This is a genomic window from Salipaludibacillus neizhouensis, assembly GCF_002886185.1.
In the GTDB taxonomy this organism is placed as follows: domain Bacteria; phylum Bacillota; class Bacilli; order Bacillales; family Salisediminibacteriaceae; genus Salipaludibacillus; species Salipaludibacillus neizhouensis.
Map to the genome: position 1 here is coordinate 2131280 of NZ_KZ614146.1, position 22688 is coordinate 2153967.

The window sequence follows — 22688 nt, forward strand, 5'->3', positions numbered from 1 at the left end:
AGGGGAGACAGATTTCCTCCATCTCCCCTAGTATTATTACTTATCTTTATTTAATCCACGTAAAAGCTCATCAATTCGGTTTCCTCGTTCTATGCTTTCATCGAATGTGAAAGATAACTCCGGTGTCTTTCTAAGTTGAATTCTTTTACCGATTTCAGATCGAATAAAACCGTTAGCTTGCTCTAACGCTTGAAGCGTTTTTTTACGTTCTTCATCTTCCCCGTAAACAGTAATAAATGCTGTTGCTTGTTGCAAGTCACCGGTTACATCGACTGCAGTGACTGTAACGAAACCTATACGGGGATCTTTAAGATCTCTTTGAATGATATCTGTTAACTCTTTTTTTATTTGTTCCCCAACACGATTGGCACGAACTTTACTCATAGCAAGACACTCCTATCGACAACGTAGATTCTTTCTTTTTATATTATAAGCTTAAATCCTATAACCATTCCCAAGTGATTGAAGTAACTTCTAATTGCTCATTCGAATCAATAATGGAAATTGCCCGCTGAAGTTCTTTTTCTACTTGGATCTTTTGTGATCCTACAGAAACAATTGCCCATTCTGTCCGTTGCCAAACATCTTGGTACCCAATCTCTGCAATAGAGACATTGAACCGTTGCTTCACGCGAGTAGCAACACTTTTGGTTACAGATCGTTTTTCTTTCAATGAATGGGGATGATAAATCACCGCTTCAACATTGATCGATCCAATTATCATTTACGTTTAATTTCTTCCATAACATAAGCTTCGATGATGTCTCCCTCTTTCACATCATTAAAGTTCTCAAGAGTTATCCCACATTCGTAGTTGTTGGCAACTTCTTTTACATCGTCTTTAAAACGTTTTAATGCGCGAACGTCACCTTCAAAAACAACAACTCCGTCTCGAATAACCCGTACAGATGATCCTCTTGTAATCTTTCCTTCTGTTACGTAAGAACCGGCAATTGCACCAATTTTAGATACTTTAAATACTTGTCTTACCTCTGCTTGCCCAATAACTTTCTCCTCAAATATCGGATCCAGTAGGCCTTTCATTGCAGATTCAACCTCTTCGATTGCATCATAAATGACACGATGTAAACGAATATCTACTTTTTCAGCATCAGCTGTTCGTTTTGCGTTTACGTCTGGTCGTACGTTGAATCCAATTATGATTGCTTTAGAGGCAGAAGCTAAAATAACATCGGATTCTGCAATTGCACCAACACCTGTGTGAATAATGTTTACTTTCACACCTTCTACTTCAATCTTCTCTAAGGTACCTTTCATTGCTTCTGCAGAACCTTGAACGTCTGCTTTTACAATAAGGTTAATTTCCTTAATTTCTCCCTGTTGGATTTGTTCGAATAAATCTTCCAGGCTAACTGTAGATGTTTCTTTTCTGTCAGCTACACGCTGTTTAGATGCACGAGCTTCACCGAATTGACGTGCTTTTTTCTCATCTTTAAATACGCGGAACTGGTCACCCGCTTGAGGTACAGCATTTAAACCTGTAATTTCAACCGGTGTAGAAGGTCCAACAGATTTAACTCGCTTCCCAAGATCATTGACCATTGCACGCACTTTACCAAAAGAATTGCCCACAACAATTGGGTCTCCAACATGAAGTGTACCCGCTTGAACGAGAAGCGTTGCAACAGGACCACGACCACGGTCTAGTTCTGCTTCAACAACCGTACCTAATGCAGCTTTATCAGGGTTTGCTTTTAACTCTCCGACTTCTGAAACTAAAAGAATCATTTCAATCAATTCATCAATGCCAGTTCCATTAATAGCCGAAACATTTACAAAGATTGTTTCGCCGCCCCAAGCTTCTGCAACTAACCCATGCTCAGTCAGTTCTTGCATTACTCGGTCAGGGTTAGCACCCTCTTTATCCATTTTATTAACAGCTACAATAATTGGTACTTCCGCTGCTTTAGCATGGTTGATTGCTTCTACTGTTTGAGGCATAACACCATCATCGGCTGCAACTACAAGAATCGTAATATCTGTTACTTGGGCTCCTCTTGCACGCATCGTAGTAAAAGCAGCGTGACCAGGAGTATCAAGGAAAGTTATTTTTTTATTATTCTCTTCGATTTGATAAGCACCAATATGTTGCGTAATACCGCCTGCTTCTCCGGCTGTCACTTTTGTGTGACGAATACTATCAAGAAGTGTTGTTTTACCATGGTCAACATGACCCATAATCGTAACAACTGGAGGACGTTCTTCTAAAAGAGCCGGGTCTTCATTTTCTTCAATTGATTCAAAAGCAGTTTCGTCAATAATTACTTCTTCTTCTGCTTTCACACCAAACTCCTCTGCTAAAATATTGATCGTTTCATTATCTAATTCTTGATTAATAGTTGCCATAACACCTAAATCCATAAGCTTTTTAATAAGTTCTGCTGGTTCTTTTTTTAACTTTTCGGCAAATCCACCAACCGTTACAGGTGTAGAATAAACGATTTTAGATGGTGTTTCTTTTACCGCAGGTTTAGGAGATGTCTGTTTTGTTTGTTGCTGCGATTGATTACGAGAGTCATTTTTACGGTTTTTATTATTACCACCGTTATTTACTCGTCCTTTAGAATTATCTTTTGACGCGTTGTCCGTACTTTTATTTCCAGTATTCTTAGCTTTGCTTTGTTCTGGCGTTGCTTTCTTAGAAGCAGGAGCATCCGTCTTTGCCGGGTCTGTTTTGCCACTAAGTTTTTCGATTGTCTTGTCATCAATCACACTCATATGGTTTGTTACTTCAATGCCCATCTTTTTAAGTTGATTAATCACTTCTTTACTTGTCGTATTATTTTCTTTTGCATATTCATAAATACGAATTTTTTTCATATACATACCTCCTATACCTACTACAGCTGATCCTGTAATAGATATTACTCAATTAATGAGCGAAATTTATTTGCAAAACCTTTATCAACTAATCCAACAGTCACTCGTTCGGCTTTTCCTATCGCTTGTCCAATTACATAGCGATCTTCAAAAAATATATATGGAATTTCATAATAATGGCACTTGTCGGTAACCTTTTTTTTCGTGTTATCTGATGCATCTGCTGCAATAATAACAAAAACAACTCGTTTTTTCTGTATTGCTTTAACAACAAGCTCTTCCCCGGTAACAATTTTTCTGGCTCGTTGCATGAGACCCAATAAGTTCACCCATGATTTATCTGTCATGTGACTTTACCTTTATCACTCATACGAAGAAGTTCTTCGTAAACTGTTTCTGGAACCTTAGCTTTTAAATGACGGGATAAGCTGTCTTTTTTTTGTGCGTTTGAGATGACATCGTAATCTTTTGAAACATATGCCCCTCTGCCTGATTTTTTCGAAGATGGATCCACGAAAACTTCTCCTTCAGGCGAACGAACCACACGAATTAGTTCATTTTTAGGTTTCATTTCCTGAGTAACAACGCATTTACGAAGGGGCACTTTCTTTTTACCTGCCATGCCTTTCCCCTCCTTAGTCCTCTTTATTTCCCTCAATATTATCCATATAATCATCTTCATCTTGCTGAATTTCTTCTATAGGAGCATTAGCATCATATATACCTAATTCTTCAGCATCAGTTTGACTTTTAATATCGATTTTCCATCCTGTTAATTTTGCTGCTAACCGCGCGTTTTGGCCTCGTTTACCAATGGCAAGTGATAATTGATAATCCGGAACAACCACTTGGGTCATTTTTTCGTCATCACTTACAGTAACTTGGAGTACCTTAGAAGGACTTAATGCATTTGCCACATACACTTGAGGGTCCGCAGACCACTTAACGATATCTATTTTTTCGCCTTTTAATTCATTCACAATTGTTTGAACTCGTTGTCCGCGTGGTCCAACACAAGATCCAACAGGATCAACATCCTCATCGTCCGCGTGAACAGAAATTTTTGATCGTTCTCCTGCTTCGCGTGACACTGATTTAATTTCAACAGTACCATCATAAATTTCAGGTACCTCTAATTCAAATAACCGTTTTAAAAGTCCAGGATGGGTTCGTGAAATCATAATCTGCGGTCCTTTTGTTGTTTTTTCTACTTTAGTAATATAAGCTTTGATTCGATCATTGTGTTTATAAGATTCATTCGGCATTTGTTCTCCGACAGGCATTAATGCTTCTACTTTGCCTAAATCAACATAAATGAAGCGATGATCTTGACGCTGGACAATACCAGTCATGATATCTTCTTCACGATCTATAAAATCAGAATAAATAATACCTCTTTCTGCTTCTCTTACCCGTTGAGTAACAACCTGCTTGGCAGTTTGTGCTGCAATTCTTCCAAAATCCCGCGGCGTTACTTCGATTTCAACCACATCGTCAACGTCATACAGAGGATTAATTGACTTCGCTTCTTCAATCGCAATTTCAAGTCTGATATCGAAAACCTCTTCAACTACTTCTTTTCTTGCATAAACACGGATGACTCCAGTTTCGCGGTCAATATCCACCCTAACATTTTGAGCAGAATTAAAATTACGTTTATATCCAGTAATTAAGGCTTGCTCAATTGCTTCCAAAATAATTTCCTTATCAATACCTTTATCTCTTTCAATGGATGCCAATGCATCCATAAATTCATTATTCATGGAACAATTTTCCCCCTTTCAAATTTAATGGCTCTACTAGTAAAGGGCGTTGATGACTGGTATGAACTGCCTATAATTACTACAAGTTATTATTGCATGTCAGCACAAACACAGTTTTCTTCATCCTCAACTCTTCATTGTTACAAAGCCATATTAAAAAGCTATCGCTAATCTGGCTTTTGCCACCTTTTCATAAGGTACAGTCACCGTAATACGACGCGTTTTTACCTTCATTTCAATAGTAAGATTTTCTCCATCGAACTGTGTTAATAGTCCTTCGAAGCTTTTGGCTCCATCAATAGGCGCATAAGTTGAAACATGTACATTTTTTCCTACGGCTCGTTTGATATCTTTTTCACCTTTTAATGGTCTCTCAGCTCCAGGTGATGATACTTCCATGTAATAAGCCTGTTCTATAGGGTCCTTTTCGTCGAGAGCTTCACTTAATTTTTCGCTTACCGCTGAACAATCTTCCAAATCCACTCCTTTATCACTATCTATAAATACACGAAGAAACCAATTTTTTCCTTCTTTTTGGAATTCCACGTCCACTAACTCTAGGGACAGTTCTTCAAGAATTGGAGTCACAAGATCTCCCACCTTTGTTTGAATATTTTCAGCCATAGGGTAAACCTCCTTTTTTCGTAAGGTAACTCGTATTGATACCTTGAATCTATGATGCCCAGCTACGCTACCTTATCGATAAAAAGGATAGCTTTAGGCTTCCTTAATTATTATTCCTTCAAATGGAAATGAATATAAGTACAATAGCGTAAGCCCCATAAACACCGACGTAGAAGCAGAACGAAACACTTCCATATTAAACGTATTATGTACAACTCATGAAACTATAATTTCCTAAATAGGTACAAAAGAAAGAGTGGGTTTCCCCACTCTTTCGTAGCCGATATAATCTGAGTCCTTCATTAATATACCATATTCTAGGGACGCATGCAAATTCTCTTGTACTACATGAGTTGTCCCCCCCTTTTGAAAGCAAAAACTTTTTAGAAAATAATCTATTTCTCAAAAAATTATATCACTTAAAATAAAGAAAGTTGATTTGAATCTGACATCCCGTCTAAACAACCATGATCGTCTAAACTTTCGAGAACAGTTTTTGTAATCTTACTTCGCTCCCGTAAGTCTTGCTTAGAAATAAATTCTCCATCTTCCCTAACTGTTTCAATATTTATAGCCGCATTTGTTCCAACACCAGTTATCGCATTAAAAGGTGGGATGAGAGTATCTCCATCGACAATAAATTCTGTTGCCTTAGAGCGGTAAAGGTCAGCTTTTTGGAAAGAGAATCCCCTTTCACACATTTCCAAGGAAAGCTCAAGTACTGTTACAACACTTTTTTCTTTTGGAGAAGCATCGAATCCTTTACGATAAATCTCTTCAATTCTTTTACGAATCGTTGCAGACCCTCGTACCATTGTATCCAATTCAAAATCATCCGCTCTAACCGTAAAATATGCTGCATAAAATAATATTGGAAGATGTACCTTGAAATAAGCTATTCGTACTGCCATTAATACATATGCCGTGGCATGTGCCTTAGGGAACATATACTTTATTTTCAGACATGAACCAATGTACCAATCTGGTACACCATGCTTTTTCATTTCCTCAATCCATTCTTCCTGCAGTCCTTTTCCTTTACGGACAAATTCCATAATTTTAAAAGCCAAAGAATGTTCTACACCTTTATATATGAGGTAAACCATAATGTCATCACGGCAACCAATAACATCTTTTAATACACACGTACCCTGCGCGATAAGATCAGCTGCATTATTTAACCATACGTCTGAACCATGCGATAGCCCTGAAATTTGAACAAGCTCACTGAAAGAATTAGGTTTTGTTTCTTCTAACATTTGCCGAACAAAACGTGTCCCAAACTCCGGTATGCCATACGTCCCCGTCTTACACATAATCTGTTCTGCCGTAACTCCTAAAGGTTGTGGTCCTGCAAATATTTTATATACTTCTGCATCATCCACAGGTATATCATTTGGATCAATACCACTTAGGTCTTGAAGCATTCTGATAACTGTAGGATCATCGTGACCGAGAATATCCAGCTTCAACAAATTATCATGAATAGAATGAAAATCATAATGAGTGGTTTTCCAATCAGATTGGTTATCATCAGCAGGGTATTGTATCGGTGAAAAATCATATATATCGAGATGATCAGGTACAACAATAATACCACCCGGGTGCTGGCCTGTTGTCCGTTTAACACCTGTACATCCAGCTACAAGCCGGTCTATTTCTGCGCCTCTAAGCTGAATATTTTCGTCACCCTCATAGCCTTTGACGTACCCATATGCTGTTTTATCTGCGACAGTTCCAATTGTACCTGCTTTATAAACATAATCTTCCCCGAATAATTCTTTTGTATAATTATGAGCCTTTGACTGATAATCACCTGAGAAGTTCAAGTCTATATCGGGAACTTTATCCCCTTTGAAACCTAAAAACGTTTCAAACGGAATATCATGACCATCTTTATTGTACTCTGCATCACATTTCTCACAGGATCGATCCGGCAAATCAAAACCTGATCCCACTGTACCGTCATTAAAAAAGATAGAATGATAACAGTTTGGACACACGTAATGAGGAGGTAATGGATTCACTTCTGTAATTTCTGTCATTGTTGCAACAAAACTGGAACCAACAGATCCTCTAGACCCAACCAAATAGCCATCCTCTAGCGATTTTTTCACCAGTTTTTGGGAGATCAAATAGATCACGGAAAACCCGTTACTGATGATACTTGTCAATTCTTTTTCTAATCTGTCAATAAGGAGTTGCGGCAAATCATCGCCATAAATGCTTTTTGCTCTTGCATAACACATTTCTCTGATTTCCTCATCTGCACCTTCAATATGAGGTGTAAACAATTCATCTGGGATTGGTTTTATGTCATCAATATCATCCGCGAAATTCTGAGTATTCGTTACAACAATTTCTTTTGCTTTATCTGCCGGTAAAAAACTAAAGCAGTCAAGCATTTCATTTGTAGACCTGAAATGAACTTGAGGAAGTGTCTGTTTATTCAACGGATTGGCTCCACCTTGTGAAGCAATCAGGATTTTCCGGTAGATATGATCTTCAGGCTGTAAATAATGAGCATTACCCGTAGCCACGACTCTTTTTCCTAATTTATCACCAATTAAAATAATATTTTTGATCATATCTTTTAATGCTAATTCATCTCTTACAATTTCTCGCTCTACTAAATGAATGTAATTACTTGGCGGCTGTACCTCAAGATAATCATAGAAAGCGGCTACCTCTTCTACTTCTTCTGGAGACTTTTGCATAAGAGCATCAAAAACTTCCCCCTTATCACAAGCAGATCCTATTAGTAATCCTTCACGATGCTTGATCAATTCAGAGCGCGGAACTCTAGGCACGCGGAAAAAATAGTTCAAATGTGATAATGACACAAGTTTATAAAGATTTTTTAACCCTGCTTTCGTTTGAGCATATACCGTACAATGATTTGGACGTTGTTTCTTATAATCGTCTTTAGATGTCTGATCATTCAATTGGTGATGAACTAAAATTTCTTTTTCTGTGGCATCTTTAACCATTTTCCAAAGGAGATGGCCAGTGGCTTCAGCATCGTAAATCGCTCTGTGATGTGCCACTAATTCGATATTAAATTTCTTACACAACGTATTCAGCCGGTGGTTTTTAAACGTAGGATATAGAAACCGGCCTAATTCCAATGTGTCAATAACAGGATTAGTTACTTTTTCAAAGCCGATCTTTTGATAACCTGCATTCAAAAATGCCATATCAAAGCTTGCGTTATGGGCAACGAGGGTATCGTTTCCGATCCATTCATGAAACTTTTTTAGTACATCTTCAATTTCTGGTGCAGTTTCTACCATATCATCTGTAATTCCCGTTAAATCAATAATCAATGGACTTAGTTTCTCGTGTGGATTTGCAAATGATTCAAACTTGTCAACCACTTCACCATCTTTTATTTTCACTGCTGCTAACTCAATAATAGTATTATAAATAGCAGACAAGCCCGTTGTCTCCACATCAAAAACGACATACGTTTCATCTTGAAGCACACGGTCAGAAGGGTTATATGCAATTGGAACACCATCATTTACTAAATTAATCTCTACCCCATAAAGAATTTTTATATCATGTTTTTTCCCTGCACCAAAAGCTTCCGGAAAAGATTGCAGCACGGCATGATCGGTCAACCCAATTGCTGGATGCCCCCATTTTTTGGCTTGTTCTATATAAGAGCTAACTGGCGTTACAGCATCCATTTGACTCATCGGCGAATGAAGGTGCAGTTCTACTCTCTTCTCATCTTTAGGAGCGCTATCTTGTCGTTCCGCTTTACGGATCTGTTCAAAATCTTTCGCCATCATTACTAAGTCTCGAATAAATGTGTCAAATTGCACACTCCCTCTTACCTTTATCCACATTCCTTTCGTAATAGATTGAAAGACTGGGACATCTTCTTTATCATTCGAAAACATTTTTATAGTTAATGAATCTGTATAGTCTGTTATTTTAAAGGTTAATAACGTCCGTCCACTTTTTAACTCCTTCGTTTCTACATCAAAAACCAAGCCTTGAATAGTAATTCGTCTCTCTTCCTCGATAATGTTTTCAATAGGCTGAGGATCGTCTTTAATTTGAACGCCCATCGTAACTTTTCTATTATGTTGGAGCTCTTTTGCTTTTTCATCGTATTTCTGTTTTTCAAGCATTGCTTCCACGATCTTATTTTGATCTTCTTCCATTTTTTGCTCTGCGAACCGGTCCATTGCTTCTTGTGATTCCTTCACCGTAGTCTCTAATTGAACATTTCCAAATCCTGAATCTTGGAATACTTCTTTCAAAGGACCCAACACTCTTCGATGGAGCATCTCTGCTTCCGTTTCATTAAGCACTGCAATGATAACTTTCCTACCGTCTATCACTGGCACTTGTTCTTGCAACCGCTGAATAAGACCGTTAGTAGTATGCCTCACTTGTTCTACGAAGTAAGGCCAATATTCATTTATATGTTTCGTAATATCACTGTTTTCCTCATAATCTATCATAATACTTACATCTGCAATATGTTGAAGACCTTGAGTAATACGACTTTTAAACAGTTCAAAAGCAGTATAAGGCAGAACTTTAGGTATCATAAACGAAAATTTCCATCTGCGCTCTTTTTGATACACTTCAAGTTTTTGTATATATGAGCCCTGTAACTGATTTGAAATGATTTCATCAGGCATCACAACTTGCTCCATTAAGAGGTTAAATCGCTCCTGCCTAATTTCAATTTCATTACTCACTTTCTTCCCCTCCATTAAGAAAAACGGCATAGCCGTCTTTTATTAATCTTCTAAGAAAAACTGCATGGCAGTCTTTGAAAAATTAAAACATCTAGTTTTGCTTCGAAGAAAACAACAATACAAACTTCGTTGATTACGCGCAGCCTATTAAAGAATTATTATACTTTCTTACCTTTATCTTGTAAAACCAGGTGTTTCATTACTATGAGGGTGCATCATAGAGTCAGTTATCGACTTTATGAACGCACCCTCATTATAAAAATTATCTAACAGTTTTAGCTAAGAATTCCAGGAGATCATCCTCATGAAGTTCTAGCATTTCACCAGTCTTCCTTATTTTAACCTCTACAATGCCATCTGTTGCTTTTTTACCTACAGTAATTCTCACTGGTAAACCATAAAGGTCTGCATCTTTGAATTTAACACCTGGACGCTCTGTACGGTCATCCAATAAAACCTCAAAATGTTGCTGTTCAAGCTTCTCATATAAAGACTCCGCTAGAACCCTTTGCTCTTCTTGCTTTATATTTACCGGGATAAGATGGACTTGAAAAGGAGCTACACTGTTTGGCCAAATAATACCATCATCATCGTGATTTTCTTCTACAATTGCTGCAACTGTTCTGGAAACTCCAATTCCGTAACTTCCCATCACAATCGGTTTAGCTTTTCCTTGGTCATTTAAAAATGTTGCACCTAGTGCTTCACTATAGCGTGTCCCGAGCTTAAATACATGACCCACTTCGATACCTTCTTTGAAAAGGATTGTTCCTTGCCCATCTGGTGAAGGATCTCCTTTTTGGATATTTCGGAAATCTCCGTAAGAAGACACTTCAAAGTCTTTATCAGGGTTGACATTCTTAAGATGGGTATCTTTTTGATTAGCTCCTGAGATAGCGTTAACCATGTACTTCACAGCATGGTCTGCAATAATTTTCACTTTATTATCTATTCCAACCGGACCAATGAACCCAGCCTCTGTTTCAAGCCATGAGCTTGTTTCCTGATCAGAGGCAAGTTCGACTTGCGTTGCTTCAAAGAAATGTTTGATTTTCACGTCATTTACCTCATGATCTCCACGAACCAGCACAAGTACAGGTTCTTTATCAACGATAAATAGTAACGATTTCAAGCAGCGTTGCTTGTCCGCTTCCAAAAATGCAGCAACATCGGTTATAGATTTTTTACCTGGTGTTGAAATTATTTCTATATCATTGAGGGCTTCACTGGATTTTTCGTAGGCTACATTCACAGGCGCTATTTCAATATTCGCTGCAAAATCTGAAGAATCAGAGTAGGCAATCGTATCTTCACCAATGTTAGAAAGAACCATGAATTCATGAGTGTCCTTTCCTCCCATTGCACCAGAATCAGCAACAACTGCTCTGAAATTTAATTCACAACGCGTAAACACATTCTTGTAAGCCTCATACATTTTATTATAACTTTCATCTAATCCTTCAAAACTCGTATCAAACGAATAGGCATCTTTCATTAAAAACTCCCGGCCACGAAGAATCCCAAATCTAGGTCTTCTCTCGTCACGGAATTTCGTTTGAATCTGATATAACGTCATTGGAAGTTTTTTATAGGAACCAACAGCATCTTTTACTAGGCTCGTAATTACTTCCTCATGTGTTGGTCCTAAGGCAAACTCACGGTTATGTCTGTCTTTAAATCTCATTAACTCAGGTCCATAAGCTTCCCAACGCCCTGACTCTTGCCAGAGTTCCGCAGGTTGAATAGCCGGCATCAATAACTCCTGTGCCCCAGCACGATTCATTTCTTCACGGACAATTGTTTCCACCTTTTGCAACACTTTCATACCTAAGGGTAGAAACGAATAAACTCCAGAAGCACTCTGACGAATCAACCCGGCACGAAGCATTAATTGATGACTCTTTACATCAGCATCTGCCGGTATATCTCGTAACGTAGGTGCTAAATATGTACTTTGTCTCATTATAAGCCACCCCAACCTTTACATTAATATTAATCATCTAAAAAATGTGTTCAAAAAATTTGCCAATGATTTGATTTTCCTCTATAGATCACTTTGGTACAACAGTGAAACGAAGCAACACCCTAAGTTGAAATTAGAGGTGTCGCTTCTAAGTTAAAGCTTTTTTCTTTAAGATTATTAGTTTAATTTAAAAAGCAAGGTACTCAAATCCGCTTAAGGAGTAAGCTGGAAAGGTCATCGCTTCCTAGTTGTCTAAACGTCTACAAGAAAAATTTATTTATGTCGTTCCACGTCACTGCAAGCATTAATAACATTAGCAGAGCAAAGCCAACAAAGTGAACGATTCCTTCTTTTTGTGGATCAATTGGTTTTCCTCGAATTGCTTCTAACCCAATAAATATCAGTCGACCACCATCAAGTGCAGGCAATGGTAACAAATTAATTATCCCTAAATTAACACTTAAAATTGCTGCCCATTGGAATAAAACTAGAATTCCCATTGCTGCAACTTCACCCGTGTAATTATAAATCCCTACAGGGCCTGATAAATGATCTAAACTAAATTGTCCGGTGACAAGCATACCTAATGCTTCAACTATGAGCATTGTATACTCATACGTTTGTGTGAAACCGAAAGCAATTGCACCGCCTATACTCTTTTCAGTTGGCGGATAGATACCTACGACCCCTTCTACTTCATCCTCAGCGCCAATTCTTTCTTGAGGGACTATGTTAACCTCAAATTGATCTGACCCACGTTCAATTTCAAACTGAAGGTTTTCATTTGGCTGATCTTGGATAATGCTGGTCATATCTTCCCAGGTGGTGACATTTTCACCATCGATAGAAAGAACTCTATCTCCACTTTCAAGACCCGCTTCCAAGGCAACACCATCATCCGTTAAATCTCCAACTAACGCTTCATCGACTGGCATACCAGCAATAAGTGCATAAGCCATTAATATTACAACAGCTAGTACGAAATTCATCATAGGTCCAGCGAAAATAGCTACTGCACGCTGGCCAACTGTTTTAGATGAAAACTGACGATCATAAGGCGCTATTTGTGTAGCTAGTTCATCATGAACAAACTCAGCTTTTTCATCTATCTGATAAGTTATTAGTTCCTCTGAATCATCTACATACCCTTGTACAAATAAATCATGTTCCATATCTATTTTTTCTACTTGCATCACCTTGCACCCGGGATGTTTAGACTTATTATTAATAATCATACAATTTACTTTACCAGAATCATTAAAAAATAGACCAATTTCATAGCCAGGCTTGATTTGAACCATCTCAGGATCTTCTCCAGCCATTCGCACAAAGCCACCTAATGGAAGGAGCCTAATCGTATATACCGTTTCATTTCGTTTAAAAGAAAATATTTTCGGTCCGAATCCTATGGCGAATTCACGACATAAAATACCGGCCCTTTTAGCAAAAATAAGATGCCCCCACTCATGTATAAACACAAGTAGTCCAAAGATCACAATTACTGCTATTAAAGTATTCATTCACACACACCCTTTAACTGATATAAGATAACACCTTGTTTCTAATCTCATCATCTAAAGAAATGATTTCTTCCAGTGAAGGATCGTTGGATGGGGTGTGACCATCCAATGCTTTTTCTACAAAATATTCTATATCTAAAAATGATATTTTTCCTTGTAGAAATAAAGAGACTGCGATTTCATTTGCCGCATTTAATACAGTCGGAGCCGAACCACCTTGTTTACCAGCCTGATACGCAATTTCCAGACATCTAAATCTCTCTTTGTCCATTTTTTCAAAGTGGAGTGCACCAACTTCCCATAAGTTTAACCTTTCTCCACCCTTTAAATCAAGCCTCTCAGGTAAAGATAATGCAAACTGAATAGGAACTCTCATATCTGGTGTTCCGAGGTGGGCAAGTACACTACCGTCAATATATTCAACCATAGAATGAATAATGCTTTCTTTATGTAAGATAACATCAATTTTATCATAACTCATGTTAAACAACCATTTCGCTTCAATAACTTCCAAGCCTTTGTTCATCATCGTAGCAGAGTCAATAGTGATTTTAGCTCCCATTTGCCAATTAGGATGTTTTAATGCATCGTTAACCGTTACTCCTTCTAGTTCACTCCGTGTTAAATTGCGAAAACTCCCACCAGATGCAGTTAAAATTAGTTTAGAGACCTCTTTATCAATGTTACCGTGTAAACATTGGTAAATAGCTGAATGTTCACTATCGATTGGTATAAGTTGTACACCGTGTTTTTCAATCATCGCTGTGACAATATGTCCGGCTGTCACTAACGTTTCCTTATTTGCAATTGCTATATCTTTTCCAGCCTCAATCGCTTTTAAAGTAGGTTCCAAACCTATTCTTCCCATGACGGCATTGACAAGTACTTCCGATTCCCCATATGTAGCAACTTCTATTAATCCGTGGTCTCCATAGAGAATGCAGGCAGGATAAGTAATCTGTTGTTTTACTTTTTCACAAACTTCCAGAGATCCTACACTTATAATTTCAGGTTGGAATTCTTCAATTTGTGCCATTCCAACCTTTATATTCACACCAAAACTGAGACCTAAAATAGAAAACTTATCAGGATGAGAACGAACAACATCCAGTGTTTGAATCCCTATAGATCCAGTTGAACCAATTAAATTAATTTTTTTCAATGATTAACGCCTCTCTTTTCATGACCAGATTAAATGAATCCAAGCAAATAAATAATTGGCATTACAAATATCAAACTGTCAAATCTATCTAAGATACCTCCGTGACCCGGTAACACTTGACCAGAGTCCTTTACTGCATAGTGTCGTTTAAAAGCCGATTCGACTAAATCCCCTAATTGCCCAGTAATAGAAACAATAAGCATAAACATCATCGTTACAATCCATGATGAGAAAACCGGAATGAAAATTATAAAAATTGAGCCGATTAAAACCGCTAGAACAGTACCGCCAACAGCGCCTTCTATCGTTTTTTTCGGACTAATTTCCGGCCAAAGTTTATGTTTCCCAAAACTTCTTCCAGCAAAATAAGCCCCTGAGTCAGTTGACCAAACGATGGTTAAAATAAAAAATATCACTTCTAGTCCGTTTTCTAAAAATCTGGCATACATAAAGTAATGAAAACCAAAACCTACATACACCGAGGCAAGAATGACAAAGCCGGCTTCATCAAAGGAAAAAGAATTTTTCGTTACAACTGTCAATGCTAAAAGAACGATAATTAACAGTAAAAATAACTCTAATCTTTGAAGGTGAATCCATTGCATGGACACTAAGTTTTCCGGAACTAATAGGAGAAACATAAAAATAAATGCAACAACTCCTTTAACAGAAAACGGTTGGATTCTTTTCATTTTAATTAATTCCCACATTGCAATAGCTGCCAAGGCAATCATTAACAATGTAAAAGGAAGATCCCCTAAAATAATAAGGCCAAGGAAGGCACTACCCCCAACAACCCCGGTTATAATTCGTTGTTTCAAATTTCCTGCTCCTCTCTAAACACCGCCATATCTTCGCTGTCTCTTTTGATACTCCCGGATCGCTTCATCAAAATGCTCCTCTGCAAAATCCGGCCAGAGTACTTTCGTAAACCAAAACTCGGAATAGGCTAATTGCCAGAGCATAAAGTTGCTAAGTCTAATTTCTCCACTGGTTCTAATAAGTAAATCTGGTTCAATAAGATCCGAAGTCATCAGATGGTTGGAAAGCATCGTTTCAGATACGTCATCTATGTGTATAATCCCATTCTCTATATCTCTGTAAATTGATTTCATTCCATCAAGGATTTCTGACCTGCTGCCATAATTAAGTGCAAAATTCAAGATAAGTCCATTATTATTCTTTGTTTTCTCAATAGCATTATCTACTGCTTTTTTCGTATAATCAGGTAATTTCTCGCGATCACCAGTAATTCTGATGACAACATTTTCTTTGATCAGTTTTGGTAATTCAACACTTAAATAGCGTTCTGGGAGTCGCATTAGAAAATCAACTTCTGTTTTAGGTCTCTTCCAGTTTTCAGTTGAAAATGCATAAAGTGTTAAAACTTTAATACCTAGATTATTAGAGTAACGGACAATCTTTTTTATAACACTCATTCCTTCACGATGTCCTGCTATACGAGGAAGACCTCTTTTTTTGGCCCAGCGCCCATTTCCATCCATGATAATTGCAACGTGATTCGGGATGTTTTCTTGTGAGATTAAAAGAGTAGGATCTTCATTTGGTTGTCCGTTTTTATTACGGCCTGTTAATTTATCAAACATGCTTTTTTCCCCCAGGCGGTTTGAAATTCAAATAATGACATTTTTTATATGTATCATACACTTTACCATCTTTGCACATATGTTATCGACCTGAAATGTTAATGTGGAATATATTGGTCCCTTTTTATATTCTACCATGAACAAGCTTATCGTATAAGATGAAAATTTGTAAATGGTCAACACCATATTCATTTAGTATTTCAAGATCTATTGAACATACTCAATTAAATTGAAAAGACCCTCTATCTCGAGAGGGCCCTTTCTCACATTTTTAATTATATACAATTAAGAAAGACTAGACCTCACGAATACTTTCTTCCTTGACTTTAGAAATACTATCGATATTACTAATTGTGGAATCTGTAAGTTTTTGAACTCCATCTTGCCCACGACGAAGTTCATCTTCTGTTAATTCACCATCTTTTTCTTTCTTCTTTAGTTCGTCATTCGCATCCCGGCGTACATTACGAACAGCAACTTTAGCTTCCTCTGCGTAACGACCTACTATTTTAACGAGATCATTACGACGTTCTTCTGTTAGTGCAGGAATCGTAATTCGAATGATATTACCGTCACTGGACGGCGTTAATCCAAGGTCAGCTTTTTGAATAGCTTTTTCGATATCAGAAATAGAAGATTTATCGAACGGCTGAATTAAAAGCATTCTTCCCTCAGGAACAGTTATGGAAGCAAGTTGATTTAACGGCGTCATCATACCGTAATACTCTACTTGAACCTTGTCTAATATAGATGGATTGGCTCTGCCTGCCCGTAACGTGCCTAATTCTCTTTCATACGCCTCAACTGACTTTTCCATTCGCTCTTTTGCTTGTTTTAATACTTCGTTTGACATTATTTTACTTCCCCCTTATTATTGTTCCAATTTCTTCACCTAACACAGCTCGTTTTATATTGCCTTTTTCCGCGATAGAGAAAACAATTAACGGGATATTGTTATCCATACATAGAGACGAAGCCGTGGAATCCATAACAGCCAAACCGTCCTTTAAAATATCTAAATAAGTTAACGTATCATATTTAACCGCAGTTGAATCAATGCTAGGATCAGCGCTATATACACCATCCACATTGTTCTTGGCCATTAAAATGACATCCGCTTCAATTTCAGCTGCTCGTAATGCGGCTGTTGTGTCTGTTGAAAAATAAGGATTACCCGTACCGGCAGCAAAAATGACCACTCGTTTTTTCTCAAGGTGGCGTATTGCTCGGCGTCTTATGTATGGTTCGGCTACTTGTCTCATTTCAATGGAGGATTGAACTCTTGTTTGAACCCCTATATTCTCCAAGCTGTCTTGGAGTGCTAATGAGTTCATTACTGTAGCAAGCATTCCCATATAATCTGCGGTTGCCCGGTCCATACCTTTAGCGGCTCCGGCCATTCCCCGCCAAATATTGCCTCCTCCAACAATAATTGCAACTTCAACTTTCAGAGCGACAATATCTTTCACCTGATCAGCGATGGATTGGATCATTGTTGGATCAATACCGAATCCTTGATCTCCTGATAACGCTTCACCACTCAATTTTAACACAATTCGGCTATACTTTCGCTCCTCCATAGTACCCTCCATTTTATATTATGTATTTTAACTAATACTCTTAGGAAAAAGGGACACGGAGTGCCCCTCTATGATCCAGCAAATATTATTTTTTAACTTGAGACATAACTTCTTCAGCGAAGTTTTCTTCCCTTTTCTCCATGCCTTCTCCAACTTCATAACGGAAGAAAGTTTTGATTTCCGCTCCTTTTGAAGATACATACTTGCCTACTTTTTGATCACTGTCTTTTACGAATGCTTGCTCATTCAAACAAGTTTCTTCGAAGAATTTACCAAGTCGACCTTCAACCATTTTATCAACGATTTTCTCAGGTTTACCCTCGTTCATAGCTTGTTGCTTCAATACTTCACGCTCACGATTTACTTCATCTTCAGAGACTTCTTCACGACGAACATACTTAGGATTTAAAGCAGCAGCATGCATCGCAACGTCTTTTGCAACTTGCTCATCTGCAGTTCCTGTAAGCACAGTTAATACACCGATTCGTCCGCCCATATGAATATAAGCACCAAATGCTTCATTTTCTCCACCTTCAACAAGTGCGAAACGACGCAACGAAATTTTTTCACCGATTTTTGCGATTTGGCTATTAATAAATCCTTTTAGAGTATCTTCTGAACCATCGAAAGATTGTCCTAAGGCTTCATCTACTGTAGTTGGATTATTAGTTAAAATATGACGTGCGATCTTATCCACCATATTAATGAAGTTTTCATTTTTTGAAACAAAGTCAGTTTCAGAATTGACTTCTACGATAACAGCACGATTGTTTTCTGTAACGATATGAGCAAGACCTTCGGCAGCAATACGGTCAGATTTCTTTTCTGCTTTGGCAATTCCTTTTTCACGAAGAAAATCAATTGCGCTATCCACATCCCCGTCAGTTGCTGTAAGGGCTTTTTTGCAGTCCATCATACCTGCACCTGTTTTTTCACGAAGTTCTTTTACCATTTTAGCTGAAATAGCCATTCAAATTCCTCCTTAATTTATATCTTCTGTTTTATTTACATTTTAAGTATAGCGCTTGTTTTTAAATTTCGAAAACTATTTGGGATTCCCCCGGCGCTTTTTTACATTATTACCACTTTACAGCATCAACATAACCTGCAATAGTAATTTTAAAAAAAGGATGATAAAGGGTCTAGCCCTCTATCACCCTTTTGGACGAACATTTTAAGCAGATGTTTCTTCACCCTGATTAGCTTCAATGATTGCATCAGCCATTTTCGCAGTAAGTAAACGAACAGCACGAATTGCATCATCGTTACCTGGAATGACATAATCAATCTCGTCAGGATCACAGTTAGTGTCAACAATCCCAACGATTGGGATATGCAATTTATGAGCTTCAGCAACAGCGATTCGCTCTTTACGAGGATCGATAATAAATAATGCATCCGGTAGACGCTTCATCTCTTTAATTCCACCTAGGAATTTCTCAAGACGGTCCATTTCCTTAACAAGAAGGACAACTTCTTTTTTAGGAAGGACATCAAACGTTCCATCTTCCTGCATAGTTTCGATCTCAACAAGACGAGCAATACGCTTACGGATAGTGTCAAAGTTAGTTAAAGTACCACCTAACCAACGTTGGTTAATGAAGTACATACCACAACGCTCAGCTTCTTCCTTAACAGAATCTTGAGCTTGTTTCTTTGTACCTACAAAAAGCATTGTTCCACCTTGCTCAGCTAAGTTACGAACAAAATTAAATGCCTCGTCAACCTTCTTAACTGTTTTTTGAAGATCAATAATGTAAATACCGTTTCTTTCTGTGAAAATGTAGCGATCCATCTTTGGGTTCCAACGACGTGTTTGGTGTCCGAAATGAACCCCTGCTTCTAATAATTGTTTCATGGAAATCACTGCCATTTCACTCACCTCCTCTGGTTTTTTAAATCCTCCGCTCGCATCTTCTCTAATTAAGACTTTAATTGAATAAAGCACCCTCGATTAGATCCGCAAGCGTGTGTAGTAACACCAAGAGATAATATATCATATACATCATGCTATGACAAGAGATGGAAGGAATTTATTTATAAAATTTTAGGAGTAATTCAACCTCTCCAGCACCAATGCGTAATTCCTTTGCAATATCAGTTACAGAATTCCCCCGTTTGTAAAGCGACAATACTCTAGATGTTGTAGAAGAATCCAGAGCTATTTCTTCTGATGTTTCATCCGGAAGTGGAGGCTCATACTCTTTATAATCTTCTTCATGATCAGCGGAATCAGGAAAAGTATTTACTAAACTCTGATCAGGATCAGTTATTGGTTCTGGTATATTTTCTATCTTTCTATGTTCATTCACTTTAGGAGATGAATTAGCAGAAAGTTTACTAACCCTTCGAGCTAATCTTTCATTATTGTCTTTCATTTCTGTAGTATAAGATAGAAGAAGATCTTCTAATTCTTTCATTGTTTTTTCTTTATCTAAAGGTTTTGTACGCTCCATTCGCTGATAGAGAAGGATCATAATATAAAAACTTACAAAATGCAGCGCCAAACTTATGATTACTAAATATAGCATTATTGTCCCCTTTGCCTTTATTACATCTCCATCATCACTAATATAAGATATTAAACACATCGTTTCCTATTGATTGTAACACTTTTTGTTGTTATAAGGTCTCAAACTTAATTTCACTTTTCTCAATACGAAATAATACATGGTCGTGCTTTGATATAATTTTCCGTTTATATTTACCAAAGTTTAGAACTGTATTTGGATAGATAGTCCGTTGAATTTTCACTTTCACATCATCCTGACTAGCAAATAATTCTTCCAACTCCCCTAATTGCTCACTGGCTTCCTGCATAAGTTTATTAGACTCAAAAAGTGAATTTCTAATCCTGAGTTTCATTATTTTTTCTTGAGCATTTAGAGAACCTTCTGCTTCTTTCGTAACGATCCTTTTTAATAAGACACCTAACTTTTGAACATCGTCTCGAGCTTCCTTGAGTTGAATTTTATATTTTTTCTCCGCGGTAACAATCGATTCACTTAAGCCGATGTATAACTCTGTAGGGGTACTCATATGGTTGCCAAGTTCATTAACCACTATTTCCACACCTGCTGAAATGCTTCCACCAACTATGTTTCCTTTTCCTTGATTACAAAACAACCGTCCTTGCGTTTCGACCTTGCTATGTAGTATAGACTTTGATACGTGGATATCACCTTTAGCTCGAATGTTGGCCTGATTTAAAAAAGAGGTCTTGATTTCTCCTTGTGCATCTATGAGACCTTTCCCTTGTGCAACCACTCCTTGATGTATGTAAATAGAACCACCCGAAACTAATTCGGCCGATTCAACAGAACCATGCACACGAATGTCTCCTTTTGCTTTAATTTCAAAGCCGGAAGGCACGTTCCCGCGAATGTTTACGTTTCCAACAAAGTCAATATTCCCAAAGTTTAAATCCAAATTCCCATTCACTTCAAAGATCGGATAAACATGTACGACTTTCGGTTCAACGGATACTTGACCATCTATCATCGAAATAATTTCCATGCCGTCGTCACTTATCCGCGTATTTTTTCCAGTTCGTAACTTTAGATCCTTTCCAGGTCTTGCTTTTATTTCCTCTCCGTAAACAGAAACACCTTTTTCTTCAGGAGTGGGGTTAATTTTCTTTCCTACAATTGTACCTGCTGTAACAGAAGGAATGTTTATCACTTGCTTTAAATTTTTATCCTCATCCCCTGGTGTTACTTCTGTTGAATCTCCTTTAAAACCTTCTAAGACGGTCCATAAACAAGCATCTATCCCGTGTTTTGGCTTTTCTCCTTGAGCAACAGTAACGGGTAAACTAATTTCTTTCGAGACTATTTTTTCTAAAGTTTCTTTACTAATTCCATATACAATTCCATGTTCCTCGAGGAACAATGTTAGATCTTCTAATTTCAACTCTTCTGGCAAAGAAAGATTTTGCTTAAGAGTAACCTCGAGTGCATCATTGTCAACTTCTATCAATAGTACCTCATTTAGGCTATCCATTATAGGTTCTCCCCCAATATATGAAAATTGGAATATTCAAAAGTAATTAGGTTGGATAACAAACTATAAGTTATCTTTTTTCAATTTTTGCTGAAGTTTAAATAACGTTTTCGAATGGATCTGTGATATACGGGAAGTGGATAGATTTAGTACTTCTCCTATTTCGGTTAAAGTGAATTCTTCGAAATAAAACAAAGAAATAACAAGTTGTTCGTTCTCATTTAATGTTTTTATATATTTTGCTAATTCTTGATTTCTAGCTTTTGTCCCCAGACTTTCTTCAGGGGTGGGAGTTTGCTGGTCCACTATCGAAGAAGAATAGGTATCATCCCTCTCAGTATCAGAGGTAGGTTCATCAATGGATAGAAGATGGGAGAAAAAGCTTTCATTCATAGTATTAGTTACATCATTTGCACTCCATCCAAGTTCAGATGCCACTTCCTCAGAAGTTACATATCGACCATGCTGTTGTTCTAATTGCTCAATTGTTTGTTCCACCTTTTTTGACTTATCACGGATAGACCTTGGAAGCCAATCCTCTTTTCTTAATCCATCTATAATAGAGCCCCTAATACGAAAGGAAGCATATGTGTCGAATTTTAGTTCTCTTGTATGATCAAACTTTTCTAGAGCGTCGTAAAGACCAACTAATCCATGACTTCTTAAATCATCTAGTTGTATGCTCCGGGGAAGGTTTACACTTATCCGCTGGACATGATAATCCACTAATGGCAAATAAACTTCTATCAACCGATCCCCAGCTAGTGGATCCCTGTCTTTTACCCATCGATCCCATACTTTTGTTAACGTCACTGATTCTTTTACCTTAGACATAGGAAACCTCCTATTTGCTCATAAAATATGTCACATACATTTTCTAACCTTTATCTTTTCTCATTAACTTC

Annotated in this window: 20 protein-coding genes; all 20 read right to left on the reverse strand. The window is 37.5% G+C overall.

The genetic code is table 11. The annotated features are described in order from the left end of the window. Positions 1-36 precede the first annotated feature (36 nt). The gene (rbfA, locus tag CEF18_RS09945) at positions 37-384 is read right to left on the reverse strand and encodes a 30S ribosome-binding factor RbfA (RefSeq protein ID WP_110936323.1); all 348 of its coding nucleotides are present in this window, start codon (positions 382-384) and stop codon (positions 37-39) included. 58 nt (positions 385-442) lie between these two features. Beyond that, positions 443-724 carry a DUF503 domain-containing protein gene (locus tag CEF18_RS09950; protein ID WP_110936324.1) on the reverse strand — a complete coding sequence of 94 codons (282 nt, stop codon included), beginning with the start codon at positions 722-724 and terminating at the stop codon, positions 443-445. Then, the gene (gene infB, locus CEF18_RS09955; RefSeq protein WP_110936325.1) at positions 721-2841 is read right to left on the reverse strand and encodes a translation initiation factor IF-2; all 2121 of its coding nucleotides are present in this window, start codon (positions 2839-2841) and stop codon (positions 721-723) included. The genes CEF18_RS09950 and infB overlap by 4 nt, the downstream gene beginning before the upstream one ends. A gap of 44 nt (positions 2842-2885) precedes the next feature. After that, complete coding sequence (locus tag CEF18_RS09960) at positions 2886-3188, reverse strand: YlxQ family RNA-binding protein (protein WP_110936326.1); 303 nt, start codon at positions 3186-3188, stop codon at positions 2886-2888. Continuing rightward, on the reverse strand, positions 3185-3463 hold the full coding sequence (gene rnpM, locus CEF18_RS09965) for an RNase P modulator RnpM (protein ID WP_110936327.1): 279 nt from the start codon (positions 3461-3463) through the stop codon (positions 3185-3187). Before rnpM ends, CEF18_RS09960 begins: the two co-directional genes overlap by 4 nt. A 13-nt stretch (positions 3464-3476) precedes the next feature. Beyond that, on the reverse strand, positions 3477-4604 hold the full coding sequence (gene nusA, locus CEF18_RS09970; protein WP_110936328.1) for a transcription termination factor NusA: 1128 nt from the start codon (positions 4602-4604) through the stop codon (positions 3477-3479). Positions 4605-4757: 153 nt separating this feature from the next. Beyond that, positions 4758-5228: a ribosome maturation factor RimP gene (gene rimP / locus CEF18_RS09975; RefSeq protein WP_110936329.1), complete on the reverse strand. Its 471-nt coding sequence runs from the start codon at positions 5226-5228 to the stop codon at positions 4758-4760. Between the two features lie 419 nt (positions 5229-5647). Further along, positions 5648-9949, reverse strand: a complete 4302-nt coding sequence (locus tag CEF18_RS09980) for a PolC-type DNA polymerase III (protein ID WP_110936330.1) — start codon at positions 9947-9949, stop codon at positions 5648-5650. 262 nt (positions 9950-10211) lie between these two features. Beyond that, the gene (locus CEF18_RS09985; protein WP_110936331.1) at positions 10212-11912 is read right to left on the reverse strand and encodes a proline--tRNA ligase; all 1701 of its coding nucleotides are present in this window, start codon (positions 11910-11912) and stop codon (positions 10212-10214) included. 260 nt (positions 11913-12172) lie between these two features. Further along, positions 12173-13432: an RIP metalloprotease RseP gene (gene rseP, locus CEF18_RS09990; RefSeq protein WP_110936332.1), complete on the reverse strand. Its 1260-nt coding sequence runs from the start codon at positions 13430-13432 to the stop codon at positions 12173-12175. A 13-nt stretch (positions 13433-13445) separates the two neighbouring features. Then, positions 13446-14594, reverse strand: coding sequence for a 1-deoxy-D-xylulose-5-phosphate reductoisomerase (locus tag CEF18_RS09995; protein ID WP_110936333.1), 1149 nt, complete (start codon positions 14592-14594; stop codon positions 13446-13448). Between the two features lie 29 nt (positions 14595-14623). Next, complete coding sequence (locus tag CEF18_RS10000; RefSeq protein ID WP_110936334.1) at positions 14624-15415, reverse strand: phosphatidate cytidylyltransferase; 792 nt, start codon at positions 15413-15415, stop codon at positions 14624-14626. A gap of 15 nt (positions 15416-15430) precedes the next feature. Continuing rightward, entirely contained in the window at positions 15431-16201 is a 771-nt protein-coding gene (locus CEF18_RS10005; RefSeq protein ID WP_110936335.1) for an isoprenyl transferase, read from the reverse strand. 295 nt (positions 16202-16496) lie between these two features. After that, a complete protein-coding gene (gene frr, locus CEF18_RS10010; RefSeq protein WP_110936336.1) occupies positions 16497-17054 on the reverse strand; it encodes a ribosome recycling factor in 558 nt (185 codons plus the stop codon). 4 nt (positions 17055-17058) lie between these two features. Next, positions 17059-17781, reverse strand: a complete 723-nt coding sequence (gene pyrH, locus CEF18_RS10015; protein ID WP_110936337.1) for a UMP kinase — start codon at positions 17779-17781, stop codon at positions 17059-17061. Positions 17782-17866: 85 nt separating this feature from the next. Continuing rightward, a complete protein-coding gene (gene tsf / locus CEF18_RS10020) occupies positions 17867-18751 on the reverse strand; it encodes a translation elongation factor Ts (RefSeq protein ID WP_110936338.1) in 885 nt (294 codons plus the stop codon). Positions 18752-18955: 204 nt separating this feature from the next. After that, on the reverse strand, positions 18956-19654 hold the full coding sequence (gene rpsB, locus CEF18_RS10025; protein ID WP_110936339.1) for a 30S ribosomal protein S2: 699 nt from the start codon (positions 19652-19654) through the stop codon (positions 18956-18958). 160 nt (positions 19655-19814) lie between these two features. Continuing rightward, complete coding sequence (locus tag CEF18_RS10030) at positions 19815-20312, reverse strand: DUF6115 domain-containing protein (RefSeq protein WP_110936340.1); 498 nt, start codon at positions 20310-20312, stop codon at positions 19815-19817. Positions 20313-20403: 91 nt separating this feature from the next. Beyond that, on the reverse strand, positions 20404-21783 hold the full coding sequence (locus CEF18_RS10035; protein WP_110936341.1) for a DUF342 domain-containing protein: 1380 nt from the start codon (positions 21781-21783) through the stop codon (positions 20404-20406). A 63-nt stretch (positions 21784-21846) separates the two neighbouring features. Next, positions 21847-22617 (reverse strand): FliA/WhiG family RNA polymerase sigma factor, encoded by a 771-nt coding sequence (locus tag CEF18_RS10040; protein ID WP_110936342.1) that lies wholly within the window; start codon positions 22615-22617, stop codon positions 21847-21849. Positions 22618-22688: the final 71 nt, after the last annotated feature.

Excerpts from the sequence above, each read along its gene's own strand:
- rbfA (WP_110936323.1), bottom strand. The coding sequence starts at position 384 with ATGAGTAAAGTTCGTGCCAATCGTGTTGGGGAACAAATAAAAAAAGAG.
- CEF18_RS09950 (WP_110936324.1), bottom strand. The coding sequence starts at position 724 with ATGATAATTGGATCGATCAATGTTGAAGCGGTGATTTATCATCCCCAT.
- infB (WP_110936325.1), bottom strand. The coding sequence starts at position 2,841 with ATGAAAAAAATTCGTATTTATGAATATGCAAAAGAAAATAATACGACA.
- CEF18_RS09960 (WP_110936326.1), bottom strand. The coding sequence starts at position 3,188 with ATGACAGATAAATCATGGGTGAACTTATTGGGTCTCATGCAACGAGCC.
- rnpM (WP_110936327.1), bottom strand. The coding sequence starts at position 3,463 with ATGGCAGGTAAAAAGAAAGTGCCCCTTCGTAAATGCGTTGTTACTCAG.
- nusA (WP_110936328.1), bottom strand. The coding sequence starts at position 4,604 with ATGAATAATGAATTTATGGATGCATTGGCATCCATTGAAAGAGATAAA.
- rimP (WP_110936329.1), bottom strand. The coding sequence starts at position 5,228 with ATGGCTGAAAATATTCAAACAAAGGTGGGAGATCTTGTGACTCCAATT.
- CEF18_RS09985 (WP_110936331.1), bottom strand. The coding sequence starts at position 11,912 with ATGAGACAAAGTACATATTTAGCACCTACGTTACGAGATATACCGGCA.
- rseP (WP_110936332.1), bottom strand. The coding sequence starts at position 13,432 with ATGAATACTTTAATAGCAGTAATTGTGATCTTTGGACTACTTGTGTTT.
- CEF18_RS10005 (WP_110936335.1), bottom strand. The coding sequence starts at position 16,201 with ATGTTTGATAAATTAACAGGCCGTAATAAAAACGGACAACCAAATGAA.
- frr (WP_110936336.1), bottom strand. The coding sequence starts at position 17,054 with ATGTCAAACGAAGTATTAAAACAAGCAAAAGAGCGAATGGAAAAGTCA.
- pyrH (WP_110936337.1), bottom strand. The coding sequence starts at position 17,781 with ATGGAGGAGCGAAAGTATAGCCGAATTGTGTTAAAATTGAGTGGTGAA.
- tsf (WP_110936338.1), bottom strand. The coding sequence starts at position 18,751 with ATGGCTATTTCAGCTAAAATGGTAAAAGAACTTCGTGAAAAAACAGGT.
- rpsB (WP_110936339.1), bottom strand. The coding sequence starts at position 19,654 with ATGGCAGTGATTTCCATGAAACAATTATTAGAAGCAGGGGTTCATTTC.
- CEF18_RS10030 (WP_110936340.1), bottom strand. The coding sequence starts at position 20,312 with ATGCTATATTTAGTAATCATAAGTTTGGCGCTGCATTTTGTAAGTTTT.
- CEF18_RS10035 (WP_110936341.1), bottom strand. The coding sequence starts at position 21,783 with ATGGATAGCCTAAATGAGGTACTATTGATAGAAGTTGACAATGATGCA.
- CEF18_RS10040 (WP_110936342.1), bottom strand. The coding sequence starts at position 22,617 with ATGTCTAAGGTAAAAGAATCAGTGACGTTAACAAAAGTATGGGATCGA.